At 27.8% G+C, this 20842-nt stretch carries 27 protein-coding genes and 3 tRNA genes; 8 read left to right on the top strand and 22 right to left on the bottom strand.

The window, feature by feature from the left end; all coding sequences use genetic code 11:
* Window positions 1–91: 91 nt before the first annotated feature.
* The 3 genes from hisS to WAO56_RS11825 are packed head-to-tail and all read right to left on the bottom strand — an operon-like array spanning window position 92 to window position 2961.
* Window positions 92–1393: a histidine--tRNA ligase gene (hisS, locus tag WAO56_RS11815; protein WP_422144263.1), complete on the bottom strand. Its 1302-nt coding sequence runs from the start codon at window positions 1391–1393 to the stop codon at window positions 92–94.
* 1 nt (window position 1394) lies between these two features.
* The gene (locus WAO56_RS11820; protein ID WP_422144264.1) at window positions 1395–2132 is read right to left on the bottom strand and encodes a DUF6873 family GME fold protein; all 738 of its coding nucleotides are present in this window, start codon (window positions 2130–2132) and stop codon (window positions 1395–1397) included.
* Window positions 2113–2961 carry a protein phosphatase 2C domain-containing protein gene (locus tag WAO56_RS11825; protein ID WP_422144265.1) on the bottom strand — a complete coding sequence of 283 codons (849 nt, stop codon included), beginning with the start codon at window positions 2959–2961 and terminating at the stop codon, window positions 2113–2115. Before WAO56_RS11825 ends, WAO56_RS11820 begins: the two co-directional genes overlap by 20 nt.
* An 86-nt stretch (window positions 2962–3047) precedes the next feature.
* Here WAO56_RS11825 and WAO56_RS11830 point away from each other — a divergent pair.
* The 3 genes from WAO56_RS11830 (at window position 3048) to WAO56_RS11840 (ending at window position 3281) form a co-directional block, all read left to right on the top strand.
* Window positions 3048–3123 (top strand) — tRNA-Phe (locus tag WAO56_RS11830).
* A gap of 6 nt (window positions 3124–3129) precedes the next feature.
* Window positions 3130–3204 (top strand) — tRNA-Gly (locus WAO56_RS11835).
* Window positions 3205–3207: 3 nt separating this feature from the next.
* Window positions 3208–3281, top strand: a tRNA-Cys gene (locus WAO56_RS11840).
* Between the two features lie 139 nt (window positions 3282–3420).
* Here WAO56_RS11840 and WAO56_RS11845 read toward each other — a convergent pair.
* Window positions 3421–3555 (bottom strand): single-stranded DNA-binding protein, encoded by a 135-nt coding sequence (locus WAO56_RS11845; protein WP_422144456.1) that lies wholly within the window; start codon window positions 3553–3555, stop codon window positions 3421–3423.
* A gap of 63 nt (window positions 3556–3618) precedes the next feature.
* Window positions 3619–3756 (bottom strand): hypothetical protein, encoded by a 138-nt coding sequence (locus WAO56_RS11850; RefSeq protein ID WP_422144266.1) that lies wholly within the window; start codon window positions 3754–3756, stop codon window positions 3619–3621.
* A gap of 116 nt (window positions 3757–3872) precedes the next feature.
* Between WAO56_RS11850 and WAO56_RS11855 the strand changes: the two genes are divergently transcribed.
* The 5 genes from WAO56_RS11855 (at window position 3873) to WAO56_RS11875 (ending at window position 7558) form a co-directional block, all read left to right on the top strand.
* Entirely contained in the window at window positions 3873–4634 is a 762-nt protein-coding gene (locus tag WAO56_RS11855; protein WP_422144267.1) for a TraX family protein, read from the top strand.
* A 156-nt stretch (window positions 4635–4790) separates the two neighbouring features.
* Complete coding sequence (locus WAO56_RS11860; protein WP_422144268.1) at window positions 4791–5000, top strand: hypothetical protein; 210 nt, start codon at window positions 4791–4793, stop codon at window positions 4998–5000.
* Window positions 5001–5189: 189 nt separating this feature from the next.
* On the top strand, window positions 5190–5666 hold the full coding sequence (locus WAO56_RS11865; RefSeq protein WP_422144269.1) for a hypothetical protein: 477 nt from the start codon (window positions 5190–5192) through the stop codon (window positions 5664–5666).
* 11 nt (window positions 5667–5677) lie between these two features.
* Entirely contained in the window at window positions 5678–7117 is a 1440-nt protein-coding gene (locus tag WAO56_RS11870) for a cell wall-binding repeat-containing protein (RefSeq protein WP_422144270.1), read from the top strand.
* Between the two features lie 294 nt (window positions 7118–7411).
* Complete coding sequence (locus WAO56_RS11875) at window positions 7412–7558, top strand: hypothetical protein (protein ID WP_422146374.1); 147 nt, start codon at window positions 7412–7414, stop codon at window positions 7556–7558.
* A 350-nt stretch (window positions 7559–7908) separates the two neighbouring features.
* Here WAO56_RS11875 and WAO56_RS11880 read toward each other — a convergent pair whose 3' ends face one another.
* The 17 genes from WAO56_RS11880 to rsmD all read right to left on the bottom strand — a co-directional run bounded on the left by WAO56_RS11880 (window position 7909) and on the right by rsmD (window position 20836).
* Window positions 7909–8109, bottom strand: coding sequence for a hypothetical protein (locus WAO56_RS11880; RefSeq protein WP_422144271.1), 201 nt, complete (start codon window positions 8107–8109; stop codon window positions 7909–7911).
* A 116-nt stretch (window positions 8110–8225) separates the two neighbouring features.
* The gene (locus WAO56_RS11885; RefSeq protein ID WP_422144272.1) at window positions 8226–8450 is read right to left on the bottom strand and encodes a hypothetical protein; all 225 of its coding nucleotides are present in this window, start codon (window positions 8448–8450) and stop codon (window positions 8226–8228) included.
* Window positions 8451–8613: 163 nt separating this feature from the next.
* A complete protein-coding gene (locus WAO56_RS11890; protein WP_422144273.1) occupies window positions 8614–9027 on the bottom strand; it encodes a class I SAM-dependent methyltransferase in 414 nt (137 codons plus the stop codon).
* 12 nt (window positions 9028–9039) lie between these two features.
* The gene (locus WAO56_RS11895) at window positions 9040–9897 is read right to left on the bottom strand and encodes a ComEC/Rec2 family competence protein (RefSeq protein WP_422144274.1); all 858 of its coding nucleotides are present in this window, start codon (window positions 9895–9897) and stop codon (window positions 9040–9042) included.
* 60 nt (window positions 9898–9957) lie between these two features.
* Entirely contained in the window at window positions 9958–10809 is an 852-nt protein-coding gene (locus WAO56_RS11900) for a bifunctional 5,10-methylenetetrahydrofolate dehydrogenase/5,10-methenyltetrahydrofolate cyclohydrolase (RefSeq protein ID WP_422144275.1), read from the bottom strand.
* Window positions 10794–11285, bottom strand: a complete 492-nt coding sequence (locus WAO56_RS11905; protein WP_422144276.1) for a metallophosphoesterase family protein — start codon at window positions 11283–11285, stop codon at window positions 10794–10796. The genes WAO56_RS11900 and WAO56_RS11905 overlap by 16 nt, the downstream gene beginning before the upstream one ends.
* Entirely contained in the window at window positions 11266–11871 is a 606-nt protein-coding gene (rdgB, locus tag WAO56_RS11910; protein WP_422144277.1) for an RdgB/HAM1 family non-canonical purine NTP pyrophosphatase, read from the bottom strand. Before rdgB ends, WAO56_RS11905 begins: the two co-directional genes overlap by 20 nt.
* A gap of 7 nt (window positions 11872–11878) precedes the next feature.
* Window positions 11879–13303: an Asp-tRNA(Asn)/Glu-tRNA(Gln) amidotransferase subunit GatB gene (gene gatB / locus WAO56_RS11915; RefSeq protein WP_422144278.1), complete on the bottom strand. Its 1425-nt coding sequence runs from the start codon at window positions 13301–13303 to the stop codon at window positions 11879–11881.
* Window positions 13303–14706 carry an Asp-tRNA(Asn)/Glu-tRNA(Gln) amidotransferase subunit GatA gene (gene gatA, locus WAO56_RS11920; RefSeq protein ID WP_422144279.1) on the bottom strand — a complete coding sequence of 468 codons (1404 nt, stop codon included), beginning with the start codon at window positions 14704–14706 and terminating at the stop codon, window positions 13303–13305. Before gatA ends, gatB begins: the two co-directional genes overlap by 1 nt.
* A complete protein-coding gene (gene gatC / locus WAO56_RS11925) occupies window positions 14706–14990 on the bottom strand; it encodes an Asp-tRNA(Asn)/Glu-tRNA(Gln) amidotransferase subunit GatC (RefSeq protein ID WP_422144280.1) in 285 nt (94 codons plus the stop codon). The genes gatA and gatC overlap by 1 nt, the downstream gene beginning before the upstream one ends.
* 92 nt (window positions 14991–15082) lie before the next feature.
* Window positions 15083–15961 (bottom strand): DNA-3-methyladenine glycosylase family protein, encoded by an 879-nt coding sequence (locus WAO56_RS11930; protein WP_422144281.1) that lies wholly within the window; start codon window positions 15959–15961, stop codon window positions 15083–15085.
* A gap of 54 nt (window positions 15962–16015) precedes the next feature.
* Window positions 16016–17281: a Glu/Leu/Phe/Val family dehydrogenase gene (locus tag WAO56_RS11935; RefSeq protein WP_422144282.1), complete on the bottom strand. Its 1266-nt coding sequence runs from the start codon at window positions 17279–17281 to the stop codon at window positions 16016–16018.
* Window positions 17282–17355: 74 nt separating this feature from the next.
* Window positions 17356–17604 (bottom strand): glutaredoxin domain-containing protein, encoded by a 249-nt coding sequence (locus WAO56_RS11940; RefSeq protein WP_422144283.1) that lies wholly within the window; start codon window positions 17602–17604, stop codon window positions 17356–17358.
* Complete coding sequence (locus WAO56_RS11945) at window positions 17604–18998, bottom strand: glycine--tRNA ligase (protein ID WP_422144284.1); 1395 nt, start codon at window positions 18996–18998, stop codon at window positions 17604–17606. The genes WAO56_RS11940 and WAO56_RS11945 overlap by 1 nt, the downstream gene beginning before the upstream one ends.
* A gap of 274 nt (window positions 18999–19272) precedes the next feature.
* Window positions 19273–19743, bottom strand: coding sequence for an ATPase (locus tag WAO56_RS11950; RefSeq protein WP_422144285.1), 471 nt, complete (start codon window positions 19741–19743; stop codon window positions 19273–19275).
* A 66-nt stretch (window positions 19744–19809) separates the two neighbouring features.
* Window positions 19810–20289 carry a pantetheine-phosphate adenylyltransferase gene (gene coaD / locus WAO56_RS11955; RefSeq protein ID WP_422144286.1) on the bottom strand — a complete coding sequence of 160 codons (480 nt, stop codon included), beginning with the start codon at window positions 20287–20289 and terminating at the stop codon, window positions 19810–19812.
* A complete protein-coding gene (gene rsmD, locus WAO56_RS11960; protein WP_422144287.1) occupies window positions 20267–20836 on the bottom strand; it encodes a 16S rRNA (guanine(966)-N(2))-methyltransferase RsmD in 570 nt (189 codons plus the stop codon). The genes coaD and rsmD overlap by 23 nt, the downstream gene beginning before the upstream one ends.
* Between the last annotated feature and the right edge of the window lie 6 nt (window positions 20837–20842).

A 20842-nucleotide genomic window follows, 5' to 3' on the forward strand; every position in this document is an offset into this window, starting at 1 on the left:
AGTATTCATAAATTCATTTACTTAAAATAGATTTCAGCCAGGTCTATTTCTCTCTAAAAGTTTAAATTTACTACTTGGATCCTTCAACGCTTTATATATTATTTACAAGGTATTCAAAATCAACTGTATTTTGTTCCCCTGTTTTCATATTTCGTAAAGTATAAAAATTATTTTTAACTTCATCTTCACCTATAACAATAACATAAGGAATGTTTAACTTATCTGCATAATTAAATTGCTTCTTAAGTTTTCCACCCTCCATATAGGCTTGAACTATTTTATCATTTTTTCTTAACTTAGTCAATAATTCAATTGCTTCACCTTCATAGCCCTTCATTGGTAAAATTATTGCATCAAAAGGCATTTCTACGTATATATTTAATAAATCAGCTTCTTTTAATTGGTAATATAATCTAGTTAAACCTATACTAAGTCCCACTCCTGGAAGTTTTTGCTTAGTATAATTTCCTGCTAAATCATCATATCTTCCACCTGAACAAATCGATCCAAGACTTTCATAGCCAGGAATTATCGTTTCATAAACAGAACCTGTATAATAATCTAAACCACGAGTTATACTGAGTTTAATTTCTATATTCTCTTTATTTACTCCATAGGCTATCATATTATAATATACTAATTCCAGCTCCTTAAGTCCCTCATTAAATAAATCATTTTCAATTTTTAAATTCTTTAAATATTCTAATATTTCTTCATTAGTACCATTAAAATATAGAAAATCCAATAATTTATTTACCGCTTCTTCAGATATATTATTTTCAACTAATTCTTTCTTAACATTATCTACTCCGATTTTTTCTATTTTATCAATAGTTCTTAAAGCAAAAACAAAATCTTTTATTCCTAAATATTCAAAATATCCATTTAAAACCTTTCTGTTATTAAATAAATATTTAAAATTTTCCAACCCTAATTTATAGAATATTTCTGCCATTACAGAAGGAATTTCAGCATCATTATAAATGGAAATATTATTATTTCCAATAATATCTACATCACATTGGTAAAATTCTCTATACCTACCTCTTTGATTTCTCTCTCCCCTATAAACTTTTCCTATATGGTATCTTCTAAAAGGAAAAGTTAAATCATTAAAATGTTGAGCAACATATCGTGCTAAAGGAACAGTTAAATCAAAACGTAGTCCTATGTCAGTATCTCCCTTTTTTAATGTATAAACTTGCTTAGTTGTTTCTCCTCCACCTTTAGCAAGTAGAATTTCTAATTTTTCCATAACCGGAGTATCTATAGGTAAAAAAGCGTACTTTTTAAAAGTATCTTCAATAATATTTTTCATTTTATTAAATACTACCTGCTCCTCAGGTAATAACTCCATCATTCCCGGCAAAACACTTGGTTGAATTATACTCATATTAACCTCCTAAAATTCCTATAATTGAACCTCTATCTATAAAAGTATCAACATTGGGATAATAATAATTAATTTTTTCTTTTTCTAAAATTTTTCTTAACTCTTCATAGTACTTATATTTTTTTATATTACCATAAAAAATTATTTCATCTTTTCCTATACTACCACAAGTTCCTCCTATAAAACCAGTATTGTATCCTGGTAAATCTATAAAATTTGGAGGAAGTAAATATGATTTTAATCCAAGAGAAGAAAATTTTTTATGGAGTTTTATATCACTTGTTATAACTGTATTTTCTTTAATAATCATAGATGAGCATTTAGAATACCCTTGATTAACCATAATTCCAGTATTTTCCTTATCGAGTAAATCTTTCAAATTCTCATCAATAAAATCCTTTTTATAAAAATAATAATTATTTAATCTTGAAACATTTAGCAAAATATCTTTAGGATACTTTAAACTTAACATAGACTTAGATTTAATGACATTAATATTATATTTTTTCAGCTTATTAATATAATAGTCATAATATTTATTATAAACTACAAAACTATTGTAATCTACAGGATGAATAACCATATCGGGATGATCATCAACAGGAATATCCAAATCCTTGCATTTAATTGTTTCAATATAATCGATTTTCAAATCATTAAGTAAATTTTTAAACTGTTGAGATGATTTATAACTTATAATTACTGCTTTTACTCTTTCCTTAAAAATGAAGGGATTCATTTATTCCCCCAATATAAATAGCTGTAGTATCATCAGTTTTAATAAACCTAGGAAATTCATTTAAATATTTATCATTATTTTGTTTTTCTAAAATAGTAAATAAAACTTTGTTAATTGAAAATATTTTTAAATCTAAAAACAATTTTTTTAAATCAGAATAAATATTTAAGGTATCATAAGCCTGACTAAAGCCATCACTACAAATTATAACTCCATTAATTAATTCTTTTTTTATTTTGCTATAAAAGCCATTTTTTATACCAACACCAGTAGTATCTAATATCCAGTAACCTTCTTCCTTATTTTTTAATAATCTATTATTTTTAAGTTGGTTAATGGTTTCTTCATGTTCTCTACTTTCAAGAATACTTATATTTTCCCTATTAGAAATACTTTTCATTTTGTCTATTACTTTTTTATCAAGTTTTTCAATATCCTTTGACTTAAACGCTTTAATAGTATCATCTAATTCAATTAAAACACTACAATCTCCCAATGAATATATTTCACAATAATCATCTATAAATCTTACAATAGAAATTGCTGCAGAAACATCATTAGCAATATACTCATTTTTAAATTTCGAATTTAAAGTATTTTTTAATGCATTATTTAAAGCATTGGAAATAGAAATTTTGTTATTATAAAATTCATTAGAAAGATTTATTTTAAAATCATTGACAAATTTATGAACAATAAAGTTACAATTATCCATTTTTTGAATTGTTGATGCTCCATCTATAACAAAAGCAAAATTATTTGAAACAAAGTAAGTATCTTCGTTATATTCTTTTTCAGTGTAATTTACAATTTGTAAGAAATTATACATATTTTTTCTCCCAAAACTTTTTAAATTTATATTTGACATTATTTAAAAGTTATTGTATCATAAATTGGTAGTCAATTGTACTACTCGCCCGGATAGCTCAGTCGGTAGAGCAGAGGACTGAAAATCCTCGTGTCGCTGGTTCGATTCCGGCTCCGGGCACCAACAAATGCGGAAGTGGCTCAGTGGTAGAGCATCGCCTTGCCAAGGCGAGGGTCGCGAGTTCGAATCTCGTCTTCCGCTCCATATGGCGGCATAGCCAAGTGGTAAGGCAAAGGTCTGCAACACCTCTATCCCCAGTTCAAATCTGGGTGCCGCCTCCATAAGAAAAACAACCCCTTAAACTACAATGTTTGAGGGGTTTTAGTTTCTTAAAGGTTGCAGTAAGGTTGCAGTAAAATTATTATTATAAAAAATGATATGGAATAATAGTCAATCCCATATCATTTTCTTTTTTTATGTTCAATTATTTATTAATTCATTTCTTTGTGATTTTACTACTGTTTTATAGATTGTTTTACCATCTTTTTCATAGGAATTGGTTCTTATGCTTCCCTCTAATCCCACTAGCTGACCTTTCTTAACATAATTACCAATTAATTATGCAATCTTTCCCCATGCTATTATTACAATAAAATCTGTAGTAGACAGTCCTTTACTTTAGGCTTCTTGCTTTTTATTTTTATATAGTCCCTTATCTACTGTTAATTTGAAACTACTCCTAGAATTTCCTGTTCCTGACCCATATCTAAACTCTGTATCCTTTGTTGGTTGTCCGATTAAAACAAGGTTATTCATTAGATTCCTCCTTATGAACTAATTTTTCTAACTTTCTTAATGTTTTTTTAATAATTTTTTAGTAATTCTGTAATGACTTTGATATATGATAAATATAAAAATATTAGGAGAATTTTATGATTACTGACAATAAGAAAACTAAGGGCATTTTTTCTGCAAATGTATTGAAATGGATTGCAATAATGTCTATGTTATGTGACCATATAGCAGTTGGTTTAATAGACTATATAATTGAAAACCCCACCAACTTCAATAGTTCACTATTAGTAAATCTTCAATATTGGTCTGATTTATTACACTTAATTGGTAAAATAGCATTTCCTATTTTTGTTTTTCTGATTGTTGAAAGTTTTTTTCTAACTAAAAATCGTAAGAAAATGACCATAAGATTATTTATTTTTGCTATAATTTCTGAAATATTCTTTGATTTATGCTTTTTTAATATACCATTAGAATTTACATATCAGAATATATACTTCACCTTGTTACTAGGATTTATAGCCATGTGGTTATCTGAAACAATTAATGACAAGATCAATCTTCCTACAATATTAACAATAACAGTGAAAATAATTATTTTTATACCTTTTATGATACTTTCATTAATTATACATTCCGACTATTCTTTTTTAGGAATATTTGCTATTTTAATTTTTTATTTATTTAGAAATCAAAATAGACTAAATAGGGTATTGGCAACCTTAATAGCTTTTTTTGCAGATTCAGGTATTGGCTTAAATAGACCTGTTTATTTAGCAATAATTCCTATATTCCTCTACAATGGTAAAAGAGGAAAACAAAACAAATATTTCTTTTACAGTTTTTATCCCCTTCATCTATTTATCATTTATTTAATACGTAATATATTCATAGGTTAATAAATTATGATTATTAACTTACTGGAGGAAAATAAACGGATTTTATTATTTTTATAATAGGGTTTTTATTATTTATTAATGCTATAATAAAAAAGAAATAAGATAACATCAGGAATTTTAATAGGCGTTTCTTTAATATTAGTTTTAACAGGACTATTGATAGCAAAAGAAACAACCAAGAAAAATATTATAGAAGATATAACAAAAGAAACTAAATCTGCAGATGAAACAAATGCTAGTAAATTAACCGATAATATAGAAATGGTTCTAAAAACTGAAATTCAAAAAAACAAAGAATCTCATTCTGATTTTAAAATAGGAGATATAAAATTTAGCATTCTTCAGGTACACTACAAATGGCACTAGAAATTGGTTAATAAAAGTTAAATTTAACAAAGAAACTATAGAAAAAATAGATTTAGATACTTTTTATGTAACTAAGTTTAAAGATATAGCTGATGAATATAATATTAAACCTAACTATGAAAAATAGTTTGATAAATATTATAAATAGATTTTTTAATTAGTCTGTTTATTTTTAGAAAGGAATATTTAATGAAAAAGAAATTATTTTTTTTATGTCTAATTACTACCCTATCTTTAGTATTAATAGCTTGTAGTAATAATAAAGATAATTTAGATTCTAAAAACACTTCTAAATCCTCAATTGAAACAAAAATATCTATGAAAGATGATACTAGAATAATTGGTGGAGAAGAAACTGGAACAGGAAAAGTTAATTTAGTTAATGAATCTGGTTCAACTGAAAACGGGAATATCTTATATGTAATGTACCAAGAAGATATGATTTTAATGCCATTGGGATTAGAATCTGAAGGAATGGATGGAAGTAAACCAACTATTATTTACTTAGATGGTGAAGTACTTGGACAGGAACAGTTATCAGATTCTCAAACAAGTATAGAGTTAAGGGGTGATGCTTTAGAAAAAGGAATTCATAATGTTGAATTTATACAAAAAGATGGTGAAAATGTGACTTTTTATCACATAGCAAATTATGAAGTTAAATAAAGGAGAATGATATGAAAAAGAAAAAAGTATTAAGTTTAGTATTGGCAGTAACTATAGGTTTATCAACTTTAATTCCTAATGTCGCTTTAGCTAATACAAAAGATTTAAATGTTACAAGAATATCAGGGAAAGACAAATATGAGACTTCTGTTGAGACTAGTAGAAAAACATTTGATAGTTCTAAATATGCAATAATAGCAAGTGGTGAAGTTTTTCCAGATGCATTAGTAGGAGGCACTCTTGCAAGTCAAGTTGAAGCACCAATATTTTTAACAAGTAAGAATTCTATTTCCAAAAATATTTTTACTGAAATGAAAAGAATAGGTGTTGAACATGTATTCATTCTTGGTGGAACAGGTACAATTTCTTCTATGGTAGAAAACAACATAAAAAAATTAGGTTATAATGTGGAGAGATTAGCTGGTAAAGACAGAGTAGAAACAGCTACAATTATTGGTGAAAAAAGACTTGCTCTTATGGGGGATCATAAACAAGGAATGCTACCAGCAGCTGTAAATGGAGTATATTTTGCAGATGCCTTATCAGCTGCTCCATTAGTTGGACAAATGTTTAGTGATAAGGATACTCCTTTAACGTATCTAGTCCCATATATGACTTCTATGGTTAAACCAGGATTTTCAATGGTTTTTGGTGGAACAAGTTCAGTTCCAAAAGGAATTGAAGAATATAGATATGCTGGATCTGATAGATATGAAACAGCTGTAAAGGTTGCAGATGCATACCCTATTCATTTAAATAAAGAAATTGAAACAATTGTATTAGTTGATGGAACAGAGTTTCCAGATGCTTTGTCTTCAGCACCAGTAGCAAGTATAAACAATGGAGCAATTTTATTAACTCATCCTACTAATTTTACTAAAGTTACAAAAGACTATATAAATTATAATGACAACATTAAAAATGTAATTATAGTTGGTGGAGAAAATTCAGTATCTAAAAATATTGAAAAGGAATTAAAAGGTGAAGTTACACCACCTATAGTAGAAGAAAATAATTTTGATAAATTAGATAAGGGCCTACAAGCATATCTTTATTTAAATATTGCAAATGATAGAAGATTAAACGAATATAAAGATCTTGGTTGGTTATCTTTCTATTATGAATATGATGCCAATTATGTATATTGTCATTTAACAGGTAATGCAGGTTCAGGGCATCCAATTTATCGTTTTGAGATTAAGAACGATAGAGTTACTTATTTAGATGCAGTTATATCTCGTGCAATGGAAGGCTATGAAACTGTTAAACCACAACCTAAAACAATGACAAAGAGCGAATTATATAATGAATATTTAAAATATAAATCAGAATACGATATAGCAGCAAAAAAAATAAAAGAGATTGACCACTCAAATCCAAATCTTATAGAAATCTTTAATGAATTTTATGATAATCCTTTTGGATATAATCCATCTGGATATAACAGATAAAAGATAAATAAAAAAAGCCCCTTATGTTGACAGGCATAATGGACTTTAGAGTATAAGGATATATAGATATACATTCCTACTCCCAAGTAGAATTATATCATATATCCCCTTTTTTATGAAGGAGGATATTATGGCCAAGAAAAGAAGTAAATCTAATGGTAATGGAACTGTCTTTGTAGAATTAAGAAATAATAAGAAGTATTAAAGGCACAATTAATTATAGGAACCAATGAAGATGGCAGTCCTAAAAGAAAATCATTTTGTGGTTATGATATAGATAATGTTGTTAAAAAAATGGAAGAATATAAATTTAAATTAAATTTAGGTTTAATATCATCCACCAGTGAAATAATCTTAGAACAGCAAAAAACCATTTTCGAAAATGGTTTAGGTAAACCTTTAGAACCAAGAAGGCTTTCAAGATTTTTTGTGGGAGTGTAAAATAAACTATTTGGTTAAATTCTAAAAATACAGTAATACTCGTTATATTTAAAAGAGTATTACTGTATTTTCTTCTATTAATCTTTGTCTCCAAATACTAAATTAAGTAAAATTGTACAACTTATCATGGATAAAAAGAATATTAATCTATGAATAATATAACTTAGAGTAATTTCTCCATTATAATATTCAATTATAAAAAAGATAATATCTAGAATAATTATAATTAACGCTGTTAAAAAAATGTTTCTTTTAGCTTTTTTAGAAAGTATAAATTTCCTCATATCTGTTAAAAAATCTCCTAACATTTTATACAATATAATTTTACTTTCTAATTGTAAATTTAGTGTTTAAAATGGGTAAAATTTATAGATTAATATTAATCCAACTCCTGTAATTAATAATCCAATAATTATTAAAGGAAGGGTAAATCCTCCCCATGCTTTTTTGTTCGTTATAGCCCTAAATTTAAAATTTTTTCTTCCTAGAAATAAGAAAAACAAGCCGATTATTGTTATTATGACAGATATTTGAAAACTATCTAATTTCATCCATAATCCCCCTTAATTTTAGATATTCTATTAAAATAAAATTGACATATAATTATATTTATATGTCAATTTATCTGTATTTATAGTGATGTGGTTTTCTATTTATAAGCAGGAAATTAAATTTTATTTAAATCTTCATCTATTACTTTATTAATTAACCTGTCTAGTTCTTCTGGTTTTAATCCCGTAAAGTCTTTAATATCCAATCCTCTTTTTCCTAGGTATATTTTTCCAAAGGTTATAAGTATGTCTTCTTCTAATTTTCTTTTATCAGCACGTAATTGTTCCAGTCTTTGTTTTAACTCTTCTTCTTGAATAACAATTTCTCTATATTCTGACATTTCAATACCTCCTTGAAATTAATATATTAGCTAGTTTCCTAGTTATAATATACCCAAATGCACATTAAGATAATTATTCAAGGGTTATAAATTTATTTCTTAACAATAGCAGAAAATATACTTACAATTTCAATTTCATAATCCCAAACTAACTTTTTATTATCTAATTTTTTATCCTACAGTCTATTCTTTTTTGCTCTAGAAGAAACTCTTCATTTGGTACATGTTCGATTACGGTATTTGAAATTGCCGCATCAACAGAACTATTTTTTAATGGTGTTTTTAAAATATCACTTCTGATAAACTCTATTGATTTTTTTGTATTTTTATTTTTAGCAAAATCAATAAAATTTTCATCTCTATCTATACCAATAAATTTTCTATCCTTATTTAACCAGTTTTCTAATTTAAAAATAAGTGTACCTGGTCCACACCCCATATCTACTATTATTTTCGAATTTTTAATTCTAAGACTGTTTAAAATAATATCTTTTTTATCTTCTTGAAATCTAGAATCCCTAGATCTTTCTAACATTAAAATACCTTGTATCTTTTCTGACCATATAGTACTAAGCATCTTTTCTCCCTATTATTTCTCTGTACTTATAAGTATCTCTTCTCCATCGCTTATTAAAATTATATCTCCTGATATATCTGTTCTATAAATTTCAATATTTTGTTTTTTCAGTCTATCTACTGCCTCTTTATGAGGATGTCCATAGATATTATCCCTACCAACAGATATTATTCCATATTCAGGGTTAACTTCTTTTAAAAATTCTTCTGATGAAGCTTTCCTACTTCCATGATGTCCTACGTGAAGAATTTTAGCATCTATTTCTTCTCCTGTGTACATTAATGTAGATTCTTCTATTTTTTCTGCATCACCAGTAAATAACAGGGAATTTTTACCATGGTTAACCTTTATAGCTAAGGAATTATTATTAGTATCAAAATTATATGCTGTTGGTCCTACTATTTTAAAATTTGCTTCTCCAAATTCAAAGTTATCCCCAACTTTTGGAATTATTACATTAATATTTTTATTAGTATAGGAATTTACAAAACTTTCATATATTTTACTGTTTACTTCTTCTTCATTCCTAATAATATTTTTAACTTTAAATTTATTTATAACTCCTACTAGTCCACTGATATGATCACTATGAGGATGAGTTGCAATTACATAATCTATTTCTTCTATACCTAGTTTTTCTATATAGCTTACAACTTTAGACGAAGCGTGCCTTTCCCCACCATCAATAAGTATGGATTCTTCCTTTGATATTAGTAAAGTACTATCTCCTTGTCCTACATCTATAAAATGTACTTCTAAATCTGAATTAATATTATCTGCAAGATTTTCTGTTACTGTTATACCACCAAAGGCTGTAATAATTAATGCTATTAATAATGATATAATCTTTTTCTTAGTTATTTTTTTCATATTATCACCTTTTAGAGTATAGCATATTTCTTCTAGACAAAAAAATAAAGCCCCAAGGCTTTATTTTAAACTGTTTTCTTTTGCTGTAACTAACTGTTCCATTAATAATGTTGAGGTGATTTTACCAACACCACCTAGTCTTGGAGTGATTCCTTTTACAAAATCTTTTAAATCTTCAAAATCAGCATCACCAGATAATTTACCATTTTCATCTAGGGAAACTCCAACATCTATTACTATTGAATCTTCAGTTAAGGAATCTCTTTTTAAACTTTTTGCTCTACCAGTTGCTGTTACAACTACATCAGCTTCCTGTAATATTTTTTTAAGATCTTTTGTTTTTGAATGACAGATTATAGGAGTACCATTTTTCCCTAAAACCATCATAGCTAAAGGTTTTCCTAGTACCATTGACCTATTTATTATTGCTACTGTCTTACCAGTTAAGTCAATATTGTAATATTCTAATATTTTCATTGAAGCAAACGGTGTTGCTGGTTGAAAACTAGTAAAATCCCCTTGGAATATTTTTGCTAAGTTTAATGGTGACATACAGTCTACGTCTTTTTTCCATGATATTGTTTCTTGAATTAATTCTTCATCAATATGTTTTGGTAAAGGTCTAAACAAAATAATTCCTGTTACAGAATCATCAACATTAAGTTTTTCCATTTCGCTTTTTAACTCTTCTGTTGAAATATTTTCGTTTAAAACAACCTGTTGGATATCTATTCCATATCCATCACCTTTTTTTAATAAACTTTTTTCATAAGAAATATCATTAGGATTTTCACCCACTCTTACGATTGCTAATTTTGGTCTAGCACCTTTATCTGCTAAAACTTTTACCCTAGAAATAATATCTTCTTCTAGTTCTTTTGCTAATTCATTCGAACTTAATATAGCTTCCATTTTGACCTCCTAAATTTTATTCTCTCTAATTCCATTGTATCTAAATCCAAAATAACAAAACTTTTATCATCACCATATCTTGGATAACTTGGACTTCCTGGATTTATAACCCATACACCATCTACAACATCGTTAAAGTATACATGTGTGTGTCCGTATAATGCTATTTTAGCATTGGCTTTTTTTGCTCTTTGGACAAGTTTATCTACACCTCTGTATACATTATATCTATGACCATGAGTTATAAAAAAATCTATACCATTAAGGTTTATAAAAAGATCTTCCAATTCATTAGTAGCTAAGTAATCATTGTTACCTTTTACCACATAGGAAATTTTATTTGTAATTTGACCAATATCTCTACCATCATCAGAAAAATCTCCTAAATGAATAATTAAATCGATATTATGTTTTTTAATTTCTTCAATTACATTATTGAAACTCCCATGAGTATCACTAATTATAGCTACTTTCATTTAACACATCCACCAATAATATTTTTAATTTGTCCAAAGCTTTTGCCCTATGACTTAATTTGTTCTTTTCATCTAAACCTAGTAGCGCAAATGTTTTTGTATATCCTTTTGGAATGAAAATTTTATCATATCCAAATCCACCTTCACCCATTTCTTCAGGTGCTATACTTCCTTCACATATGCCCTCAACAATATATTCTTTTCCCCTATTATCTATTAATACTAGTACTGTTTTAAAATATGCTGTTCTATCTTCAATATTTTCTAAAGCCTTTAGCATTTTTAGCCTATTGTCTTCTTCTGAACAGTTTTCACCTGCATATCTTGCTGTATGAACTCCTGGTTCACCATTTAAGGCGTTAACAAAAAGTCCTGTATCATCAGCAAGAGTATATCCACCAATTTTTTGATGAATATACTCTGCTTTAATTTTAGCATTACCCTCTAATGTATCAGCATTTTCTTCTATATCCTTAATTGATATAATATCAGATATACTTAAAACTTCAATATTTAGTTCTTTTAAAATATTTTTTATTTCTTTTACTTTTCCCTTATTATGAGTTGCTAATACTAATTTTTCCATTTTCCACCTAGCTAATTTTTTTCAAAATCATTTCATTGAATTTTTGAGGATTCCCCTTACCTTTTGATGCTTTCATACATTGTCCTACTAAAAATCCTAGGGCTCTGTCTTTACCATTTTTGTAATCATTAATAGACTCTGGATTATTTGCTAAAACTTCATCTACTATTTTTTCTAATACAGAATCATCATTAACTTGAATAAGTCCCTTTTCTTTTACATATTCTTCTGGGTCGAAATTTTCTTCAAATAATTTTCGTAAAACTTTTTTACCTGTATTGTTATTTATATCCTTGTTTTTAATTAATTTTAAAAGTTTAGCAAAATTTTTACTTTCCATTTTTACTTCTTCAAATTCAATTTCCGCTTCTTTTACTCTACGTAAAACATCAGACAATAACCAGTTACTAACTAATTTAGGATCTTGCACTTCTTTTGCAACAATTTCAAAATAACTTGATAGATACTTATTTCTTGATAATATATCTGCATCATATTCTGAAATATTGTATTCTTTAACAAATCTTTTCATAAGTTGAGAAGGAAGTTCTGGCAAATTGTTTTTTATTTCCCCAATTAAACTATCTTCTACAAAAGTTATAGGAATATCACCTTCTACTGAAAATCTATAATCACTACCTTCTTCTTTTCTTCTCATTACAACTGTTGAATTACTAGCATCATCCCATCTTCTAGTTTCTTTATATCCAACATCTTTATTTTTCATCATTTCAAGGTGTCTTTTTTCTTCGAAAATTATTGCCTTATAAACTGCTTTAAAGGAATTTAAGTTCTTAATTTCTGTAATTTTTGTTTTAAAATCGCTATCTTCATCTAAAATATTTATATTAACATCACATCTTAGAGAGCCCTGCTCCATTTTAACATCGGATATTCCAATGAATTTTAAAGTTTCCTTTAAATTTTCTAAAAATTCCCTAGCTTCATCTGCATTTGACATTTCAGGTTTGGAAACTATTTCAATTAAAGGAACTCCTGCCCTATTATAATCTAGTAAGGTATTTCCCTCTTCATTGTGAATTGATTTTCCTGTATCTTCTTCCATATGAATTCTAATAAGTCCAATTTTTTTAATTCCTTCGTCTGTATGAACTTCTACATAACCATTTTCACATAAAGGCATGTCCTGTTGAGTAATTTGATATCCCTTTGTTAAATCCGGATAAAAATATTTTTTTCTATCCATTTTAAAACTATTTCTAATATCACAATTAAAAGATAAGCCTGCCATTATAGCATATTCTAATGCCTTTTTATTCATAACAGGTAGGGCACCTGGATGTCCTAAACAAACTGGACAAACATTTGTATTAGGAGCAGAACCAAATTCGTTTTTACATCCACAGAACATTTTACTTTTAGTAGAAAGTTCCACATGAATTTCTAGGCCAATTAAAGTTTTATAATTCATTAATTGTTACTCCTTTCATAATAATACGCTGCATTAAGTATTTCTTCGTCCTCATATCTTTTTCCAATAAATTGAATTGAACCTGAAATACCCTTCCTAACAGGTATAGATATACAACATAAACCACAAAGGTTCACTGGAACATTAAAAGTTCCACTATCATAAACTGATAAAGGATCTTCTACTCTAGAACCTAGTTCATATGGTAGATTAGTTGTTGTAGGAGTTAAGATAATATCAACTTTCTCAAATTGAGTATTAAATTCGTCTGACATTAGCTTTCTAACCTTTTGACCTTGCTTATATAATTTTTGATTATTTTCAGCAGCTAAAAATAATGTTCCCATAGCTATTCTTCTTTGAGTTTCTTCTCCAAAGCCTTCACTTCTAGTATTGATGTATAAATCATCTGTTGTTTCATATTCGTCAGTTAAGTATCCGTACCTTATTCCGTCAAATCTTGACATGTTGCTACTAACTTCTGAAGACATTACTACAGAATAAACAGATGTAGAATATTTTAAATACTTAAAATCCAACTCTATAATTTCAGCACCTAAAGATTTTATTTTACTTACTGCTAATTCATAATCCTCTTTAACTGTTTCTTCAATTTCAAATTTATCTAGGTCTATAACCCCTATTTTTTTACCTTTAAAATTATAATCTTCATTTATTTGGAAATTTACTTTTTCATTTAAGGTAGAGTTCATGTCTTTATTATCATAACCACCAATAATATTTGTCGTAGTAACAATATCTTCAACACAATTTGATAGTATACCCACTTGATCTAGGGTATTAGCCATAGAGGCAACTCCATATCTTGAAATTGTTCCATAACTTGGCATATAACCATATATATTACAATAAGACGCAGGTTGTCTTACAGAGCCACCACTATCAGAACCTAGGGATATTAGTGCCATTTCTGCTGCAACAGAAGCAGCTGATCCTGAAGATGAACCTCCTGGTATTAATGTATTATCTATAGGATTTTTAGTAGGACCAAAATATGATGTTTCTGATGAACTTCCCATAGCAAATTCGTCCATATTAACTTTACCTATTATTATTGCATCTTCTTTTATTAATTTATCTACAACTGTAGCATTAAAAATAGGCTCAAAATTTTCTAACATCTTTGAACCACAAGTCATTTTTAATTTATCGTAGGAAATATTATCTTTTAATGTAACAGGTATACCAAAAAGAGCACCGTGACTGTTATTATTATTCTTTTTTTCTATATTTTCAATTTGTCTAAAAATATCATCCTTATTAAAAGAAATAAAAATATTTAAATCTTTTTTTGATTCAATAGTCTCAATTAATTCACTATAGAATTTTCTTAAATCTAACTTACCTGAGATAAAACTACTTCTTAATTCATTTATATTCATTATTCAACAACCTTTTTCAATCTAAAATATCCATATTCTCTGTCTGTAGAATTTTTCAATGCTGTTTCTCTATCGACACTTTCTTCTACAATATCTTCTCTTAGAACAGAATTATGATTTGACACCATTTCAAGCATATCAACACCTTCTGTATCTACTTCCATAATACTATTTGCAAATTCTAAAACAGTATTAAATTTATTTTTCATTGTTTCTAGTTCTTCTTCTTTAATATTTAGTTTTGCTAAAGAATAGACTCTTTTTACTTCGTTTATATCAATCATAAGTTCTCCTAATTAAAATAATTTCTTATTAATTTTATCATATTTTTATTTGCTTTTCATTAAATTAGTAATACAGTGATAATAAAAACCAATTAAATTTTCCCAATGGAGTTTTCTCTTCCATAATAGAATAAATACTGTTGTGCATATCCTGCTAAATTACCAAATATATCATTTGCATATTTTCCAATATGCTTTATATTTGTTTCCTCTTTGATGTATAATTCTTCCATAACTCTTTTAATCCAAACATCAACAGGAAAAGTTTCACTTCGACCATAAGAAAAAAGCATAATACAAGATGCCACTTTTGGACCTACTCCTGGAAGTTTTTCTAGTTCCTTTCTTAATTCTTCACTATTTAAACTAACTGATTCCCTAATAGAAAAGTCATTATTGGCTATTAGCTTAGATGTTTCAATTATTCTTTTATCTCTAAAGCCAACTCTTGCCACTTCCCTTAACTCCTCTACTGAAACTTTAGATAATTTTTCTGCAGCTGGAAATGAAAAATAATCTTCTCCTTTAAAGTTTTCAATAAATTCGCCATAATTTCTGGAAATAATTTCAATAGATTTTTTAATTCTTGGAATCTGATTATTAGCCGAAATAATAAAAGAAATTATTGTTTCAAATTTTTCTTGATTTAATATTCTTATACCATATCCATAATTAACGGCATCTTTTATAGTTTTTTCTAAAGATAATTCCTTTTTTATATTATTATAATCTGTCTTTAAATCAAAATAATCAATCCATATATTATTAAAGTCATCTTCATTTGTATTATTAAATATTATTTCATCATTTTGTTGAGAAACATTAAGAACTCTTCCCTTAGCAATACAAGTATAGGAATTATCCTCTTCTTTTTTCCATCTAAAAGCTTGTCCACATTCAAATATGTGCTTTGGATTAAAATCATTATTATTTTTAATTATTATATTTTTATTTTTTACTTTATATTCCATATCTTCACCTAAAAAAGTCATAATATGAATTATATCACATTATGACTTTCAAATTTAATACCAACCTCTAAGTTTCATTACTTCAGCAACTTTTTTAACAGAAAACATGTAAGTAGCTTCTCTGAAAGATACTTTATAGCCATCTTTAATTTCCAAAACATTTTCAAAAGCAGTTACCATAGCATTTTCCTGTTTTTTTGCTATTTCTTCTTCTTCCCAATAATATCCATAAAGATTTTGAACCCATTCAAAATATGATACAGTAACTCCTCCTGAATTAGCTAAAATATCCGGTACTACAACTATATTTTCCTTATTTAAAATTTCATCTGCTTCTAAAGTAATAGGTCCATTTGCAGCTTCCACAATTATATCTGCCTTAATTAATTTTGCTTCCTTAGCGGAAATGGCATTTTCTAAAGCTGCTGGAACAATTAAATCTATATTTAAACTCCAGAAATCGTCCATGGATATTTCTTTAGAATTTTCAATATTTTTTAACATCCTATGTTCCTTCATACTGGAACTTAATTCTTCAAATGATAAACCTGAATCTTTATATATTGCATATGTTCCTTTTGATGGATGGTACTCTGAAACAGCAACTACTTTAGCCCCTAATTCCTCTAAATATTTTACAACAAAACTACCAACATTTCCAAAACCTTGTACAGCTACTTTTGAACCTTTTAAATCTTTACCAATACTCTTAAAAGTTTCCCTAGCTATTATGGCAACACCTAATCCTGTAGCTTCTGTTCTTCCTTTTGAGCCACCAAACACTATAGGTTTTCCAGTTATTACCCCATTTAAGTGTTCGCCTTTTATTGTAATATATTCATCTATCATCCAACTCATTATTTGTGCATTAGTTCCAACATCAGGAGCTGGAATATCAATATTTTCACCTAAATATTTATAAGTTTTCCTAATAAAGCCTCTTGATAATCTTTCTAATTCCCCTTGTGAAAGTTTAGAAGGATCTACTGCTATGCCTCCTTTTCCACCACCATAAGGAATACCTGTCACGCAACATTTAAAAGTCATCCACATAGATAAAGTTTTTACTTCATCTAAGTTAACTTGAGGATGAAATCTAATTCCTCCCTTACTTGGACCAACAGCTGTACTATGTGCTGATCTATAACCTTTAAAAACCTGAACTGTTCCATCATCCATTTTTACCGGAATGGAAACTTCAATAACCCTTTCTGGTTCCTTTAATAATTCATATATGGCAGAATCTAAATTTAAATTTTCGCATGCAGTTTTTAACTGTGTTTGAGCACTTATTAAGGGGTTTAACACCTCATTACTCATTATATCCCTCTTTCCTTTTTATTCGTCCTTTTGTTAAACTATTTTACTACATTAAATTAATCAAATCAATATTTTTATAAAATATCCTCAATATTAAAGAAAATATTTCCATCTTTATAAAAACATGGTATTCCTACTGAACCATTGTTCTTTACTTTATCAAATTCAGGATTATTATCTCTTATTAGCAAAAATCTTTTTAAATTAGGAATTGATTCTGTAATATTAATAAATTCATAATCAATATTTTTATTATCCAATTCTTCTAAAGCCGGAGGGCAATCTGGACATTTATCTGAGCCAAAAACTATTAATTTCTCCATTAAAACACAATCCTTTCACTAATATAATTAACAAGATCATCTATTTTTATTCTATCTTGTTTCATAGTATCCCTGTCTCTTATAGTAACTGAGTTGTCTTCCAAAGTATCAAAGTCTACTGTAATACAGAAAGGAGTTCCTGCTTCATCCTGTCTTCTGTATCTCTTTCCAATAGAGCCGGAAACATCAGTATCTACGTTAAATTCTTTTGATAGTAGTTCATAAACCTCATCACTTTTATCTGAAAGTTTTTTTGTCAATGGTAGAACAGCAGCTTTATATGGTGCAAGTGCTGGATGTAGATGAAGTACATTTCTTGTAGTTCCATCTTCTAATTCCTCTTCCTCGTAAGCATTACATAGGAACATTAAAAACATTCTATCAACACCTACTGATGGCTCAACACAATAAGGAATATATTTTTCATTGGTTTGTGGGTCTGTATAGGTAAAGTCAACTCCTGAACCTTCTATGTGTTGTTTTAAATCATAGTCAGTTCTGTCTGCTATACCCCATAATTCGCCCCAACCAAATGGATACAAGTATTCTATATCAGTTGTAGCTACACTGTAAAAAGAAAGTTCTTCCTCCCCATGATCCCTCATTCTAAGTCTATCTTCTTGTATTCCTAAATTTAATAAGAAATCTTTACAATAGGTTCTCCAATAATTAAACCATTCTAAATCCTCACCAGGTTTGCAGAAAAATTCTAATTCCATTTGTTCGAATTCTCTAGTTCTAAAGATAAAATTACCAGGAGTAATTTCATTTCTAAAGGATTTTCCTATTTGTCCAATTCCAAAAGGAATTTTTTTCCTAGAAGTTCTTTGTACATTTTTAAAATTAACAAAAATACCTTGTGCTGTTTCTGGTCTTAAATATAGTTCTGATGTACTATCTTCTGTTACCCCTTGGAAGGTTTTAAACATTAAATTGAACTTTCTTATATCTGTAAAATTATGTTTACCACATTTTGGACAACTAATATTTTCTTCTTCAATAATATTTTTCAATTCTTCATTTGTGTATCCATCTAAGCCTACAACTTCTTCATTTTTTTTATTTAAAAAATAATCTTCAACTAAATTATCAGCCCTAAATCTAGATTTACACTCTTTACAATCAATTAATGGATCTGAGAAACCACCAACATGTCCTGATGCAACCCAAACTGATGGATTCATAAGAATTGCTGCATCGACTCCTACATTATACTTACTTTCCTGTATGAATTTTTTCCACCAAGCTTTTTTAATATTATTTTTAAGTTCTACTCCTAAAGGACCATAATCCCATGTATTTGATAATCCTCCATATATTTCAGAGCCTGGATAAACAAATCCTCTCATTTTAGCAAGACTAACAATATTTTCCATTTTAATTTCCTTAGCCATAACTTCCTCCTAATAATTTATTATAAATAAAAAAACCCCCGTACCACTAGCTAAAGCTAGGGACGAAAGTTTTCCGCGGTTCCACCCTATTTACGACTTATGTCGTCACTTGATTAATGAACTCAGAGTTGCCCATTATAAAATATTTACTAATTTTCACCATCCATTAGTTCTCTAAAAAATATTTTTATAAATATTCCTCATCACTGTTCTATTGAGTTTATCTTAAATAATTAAAGGCATTCGATATGAATTATTCAAATATAATAAAATTTTATCTTAATTCTTTTCTATCTTCTTCTAAATCATTTAAGATTTCTTTTAGTCTGTCTTGAGTTGCCTGAAGCATTTCATCAACATAAGTTAATGATTGAGTCTTTAAAACCCTAGCATTTTCTTCTGCTTTAGAAACAATATCTTCTGCAAATTCATTTGCTTTTTTAGTGATTTCATGCTCACTTATCATATTATTAAATGTTTCTTTAGCATCATTAATGATTTTATCTGCTTCTTTGTTAGCTTCATCTTTTATTGCAGAAGCATCTCTTTCAGCTTCAGCTAATATTCTGTCTTTTTCCTCATTTACCCATTGAGCTTGTTTAATTTCTCCAGGTAATCCTTGTCTTATTTGTTGTAAAAGATGAAATACTTCGTCTGTATCCACCATAACCTTTTTAGAAAATGGTACTGTAGAAGCTTCGTCTAGTAAATCTTCTATTTCTTCAATAATTTGAAGTACATCCATACAAATACCTCCCAAATTTATAATTCTCTAAATATTATATATTAAAAACCGTTAACTTACAAGAATTTACTTATTCAAATACTTGATTTTTAACATTTTATAGGCTGCTTCTGGCACAAAACTCTCTACATCTCCTCCAAAAGAAATTACTTCTTTTATAATAGATGAGCTAACAAATGAATATTTAGCATTAGATACTAGGAAAAGAGTTTCCATATCGTTGTCTAGTGCCCTATTCATAAGGGCCATTTGTACTTCTTTTTCATAATCCGATACTTCTCTTAGGCCTCTGGCTATTAATTTACAATCTATACTTTTTGCAAAATCCACCAATAGTCCAGAAAAGGCTACTACTTTAACATTATTAAAATCTTTACAAGCCTCTTCAATTATTTTTATTCTTTCATCAACTGTAAAAAGAGATTGTTTTTTATAGTTGCTTAATATAGCTATGTAGACCTCATCAAATTTTTTTGAAATTCTCTCTACAATATCTAAATGTCCTAAAGTTATAGGATCAAAACTACCTGGATATATTATTTTCATAATCAACTCCTAAATCTATAAAATAAATAAATTTTTTACCATATTTTTTTTCTTTAATAATATTGTATTTTGTTAAATCCAATTCTGAATTACTTTCTAATATAATAATTCCACCTTTATTTAAAAGCTTTAAACTATAAATTAATTCTAAAGAATCATAATACATTTTTACATTTTCGTAAGGAGGGTCTATAAAAATATAATCAAATCCAGAAAAATCCTTAGCTATATTTTTCAAGTTTATTATATAGTCACCAAAGTATATTTTACTTCTATCTAGATAGTTAGTATGCTTAAGATTATCCTTTATACATTTAATATTAATTTTGCTCTTTTCACTAAAAACGACAAAATTAGCCCCTCTGCTTAAAAATTCAATACCTATACTGCCTGTACCTGCAAAAAGGTCTAAAACCGCAGAATTATTCTCTATATCAGACAATATATTAAATATAGCTTCCTTTATTTTATCCTCTGTTGGTCTAGTGTTTTTATCCTTAGTAGAAAATAATTTCATGCCTTTTTTTTCACCAGATATAACTCTCATAATCCT

Origin of the sequence: Miniphocaeibacter sp. (genome assembly GCF_049276255.1) — a bacterium.
In the GTDB taxonomy this organism is placed as follows: Bacteria; Bacillota; Clostridia; order Tissierellales; family Peptoniphilaceae; genus Miniphocaeibacter.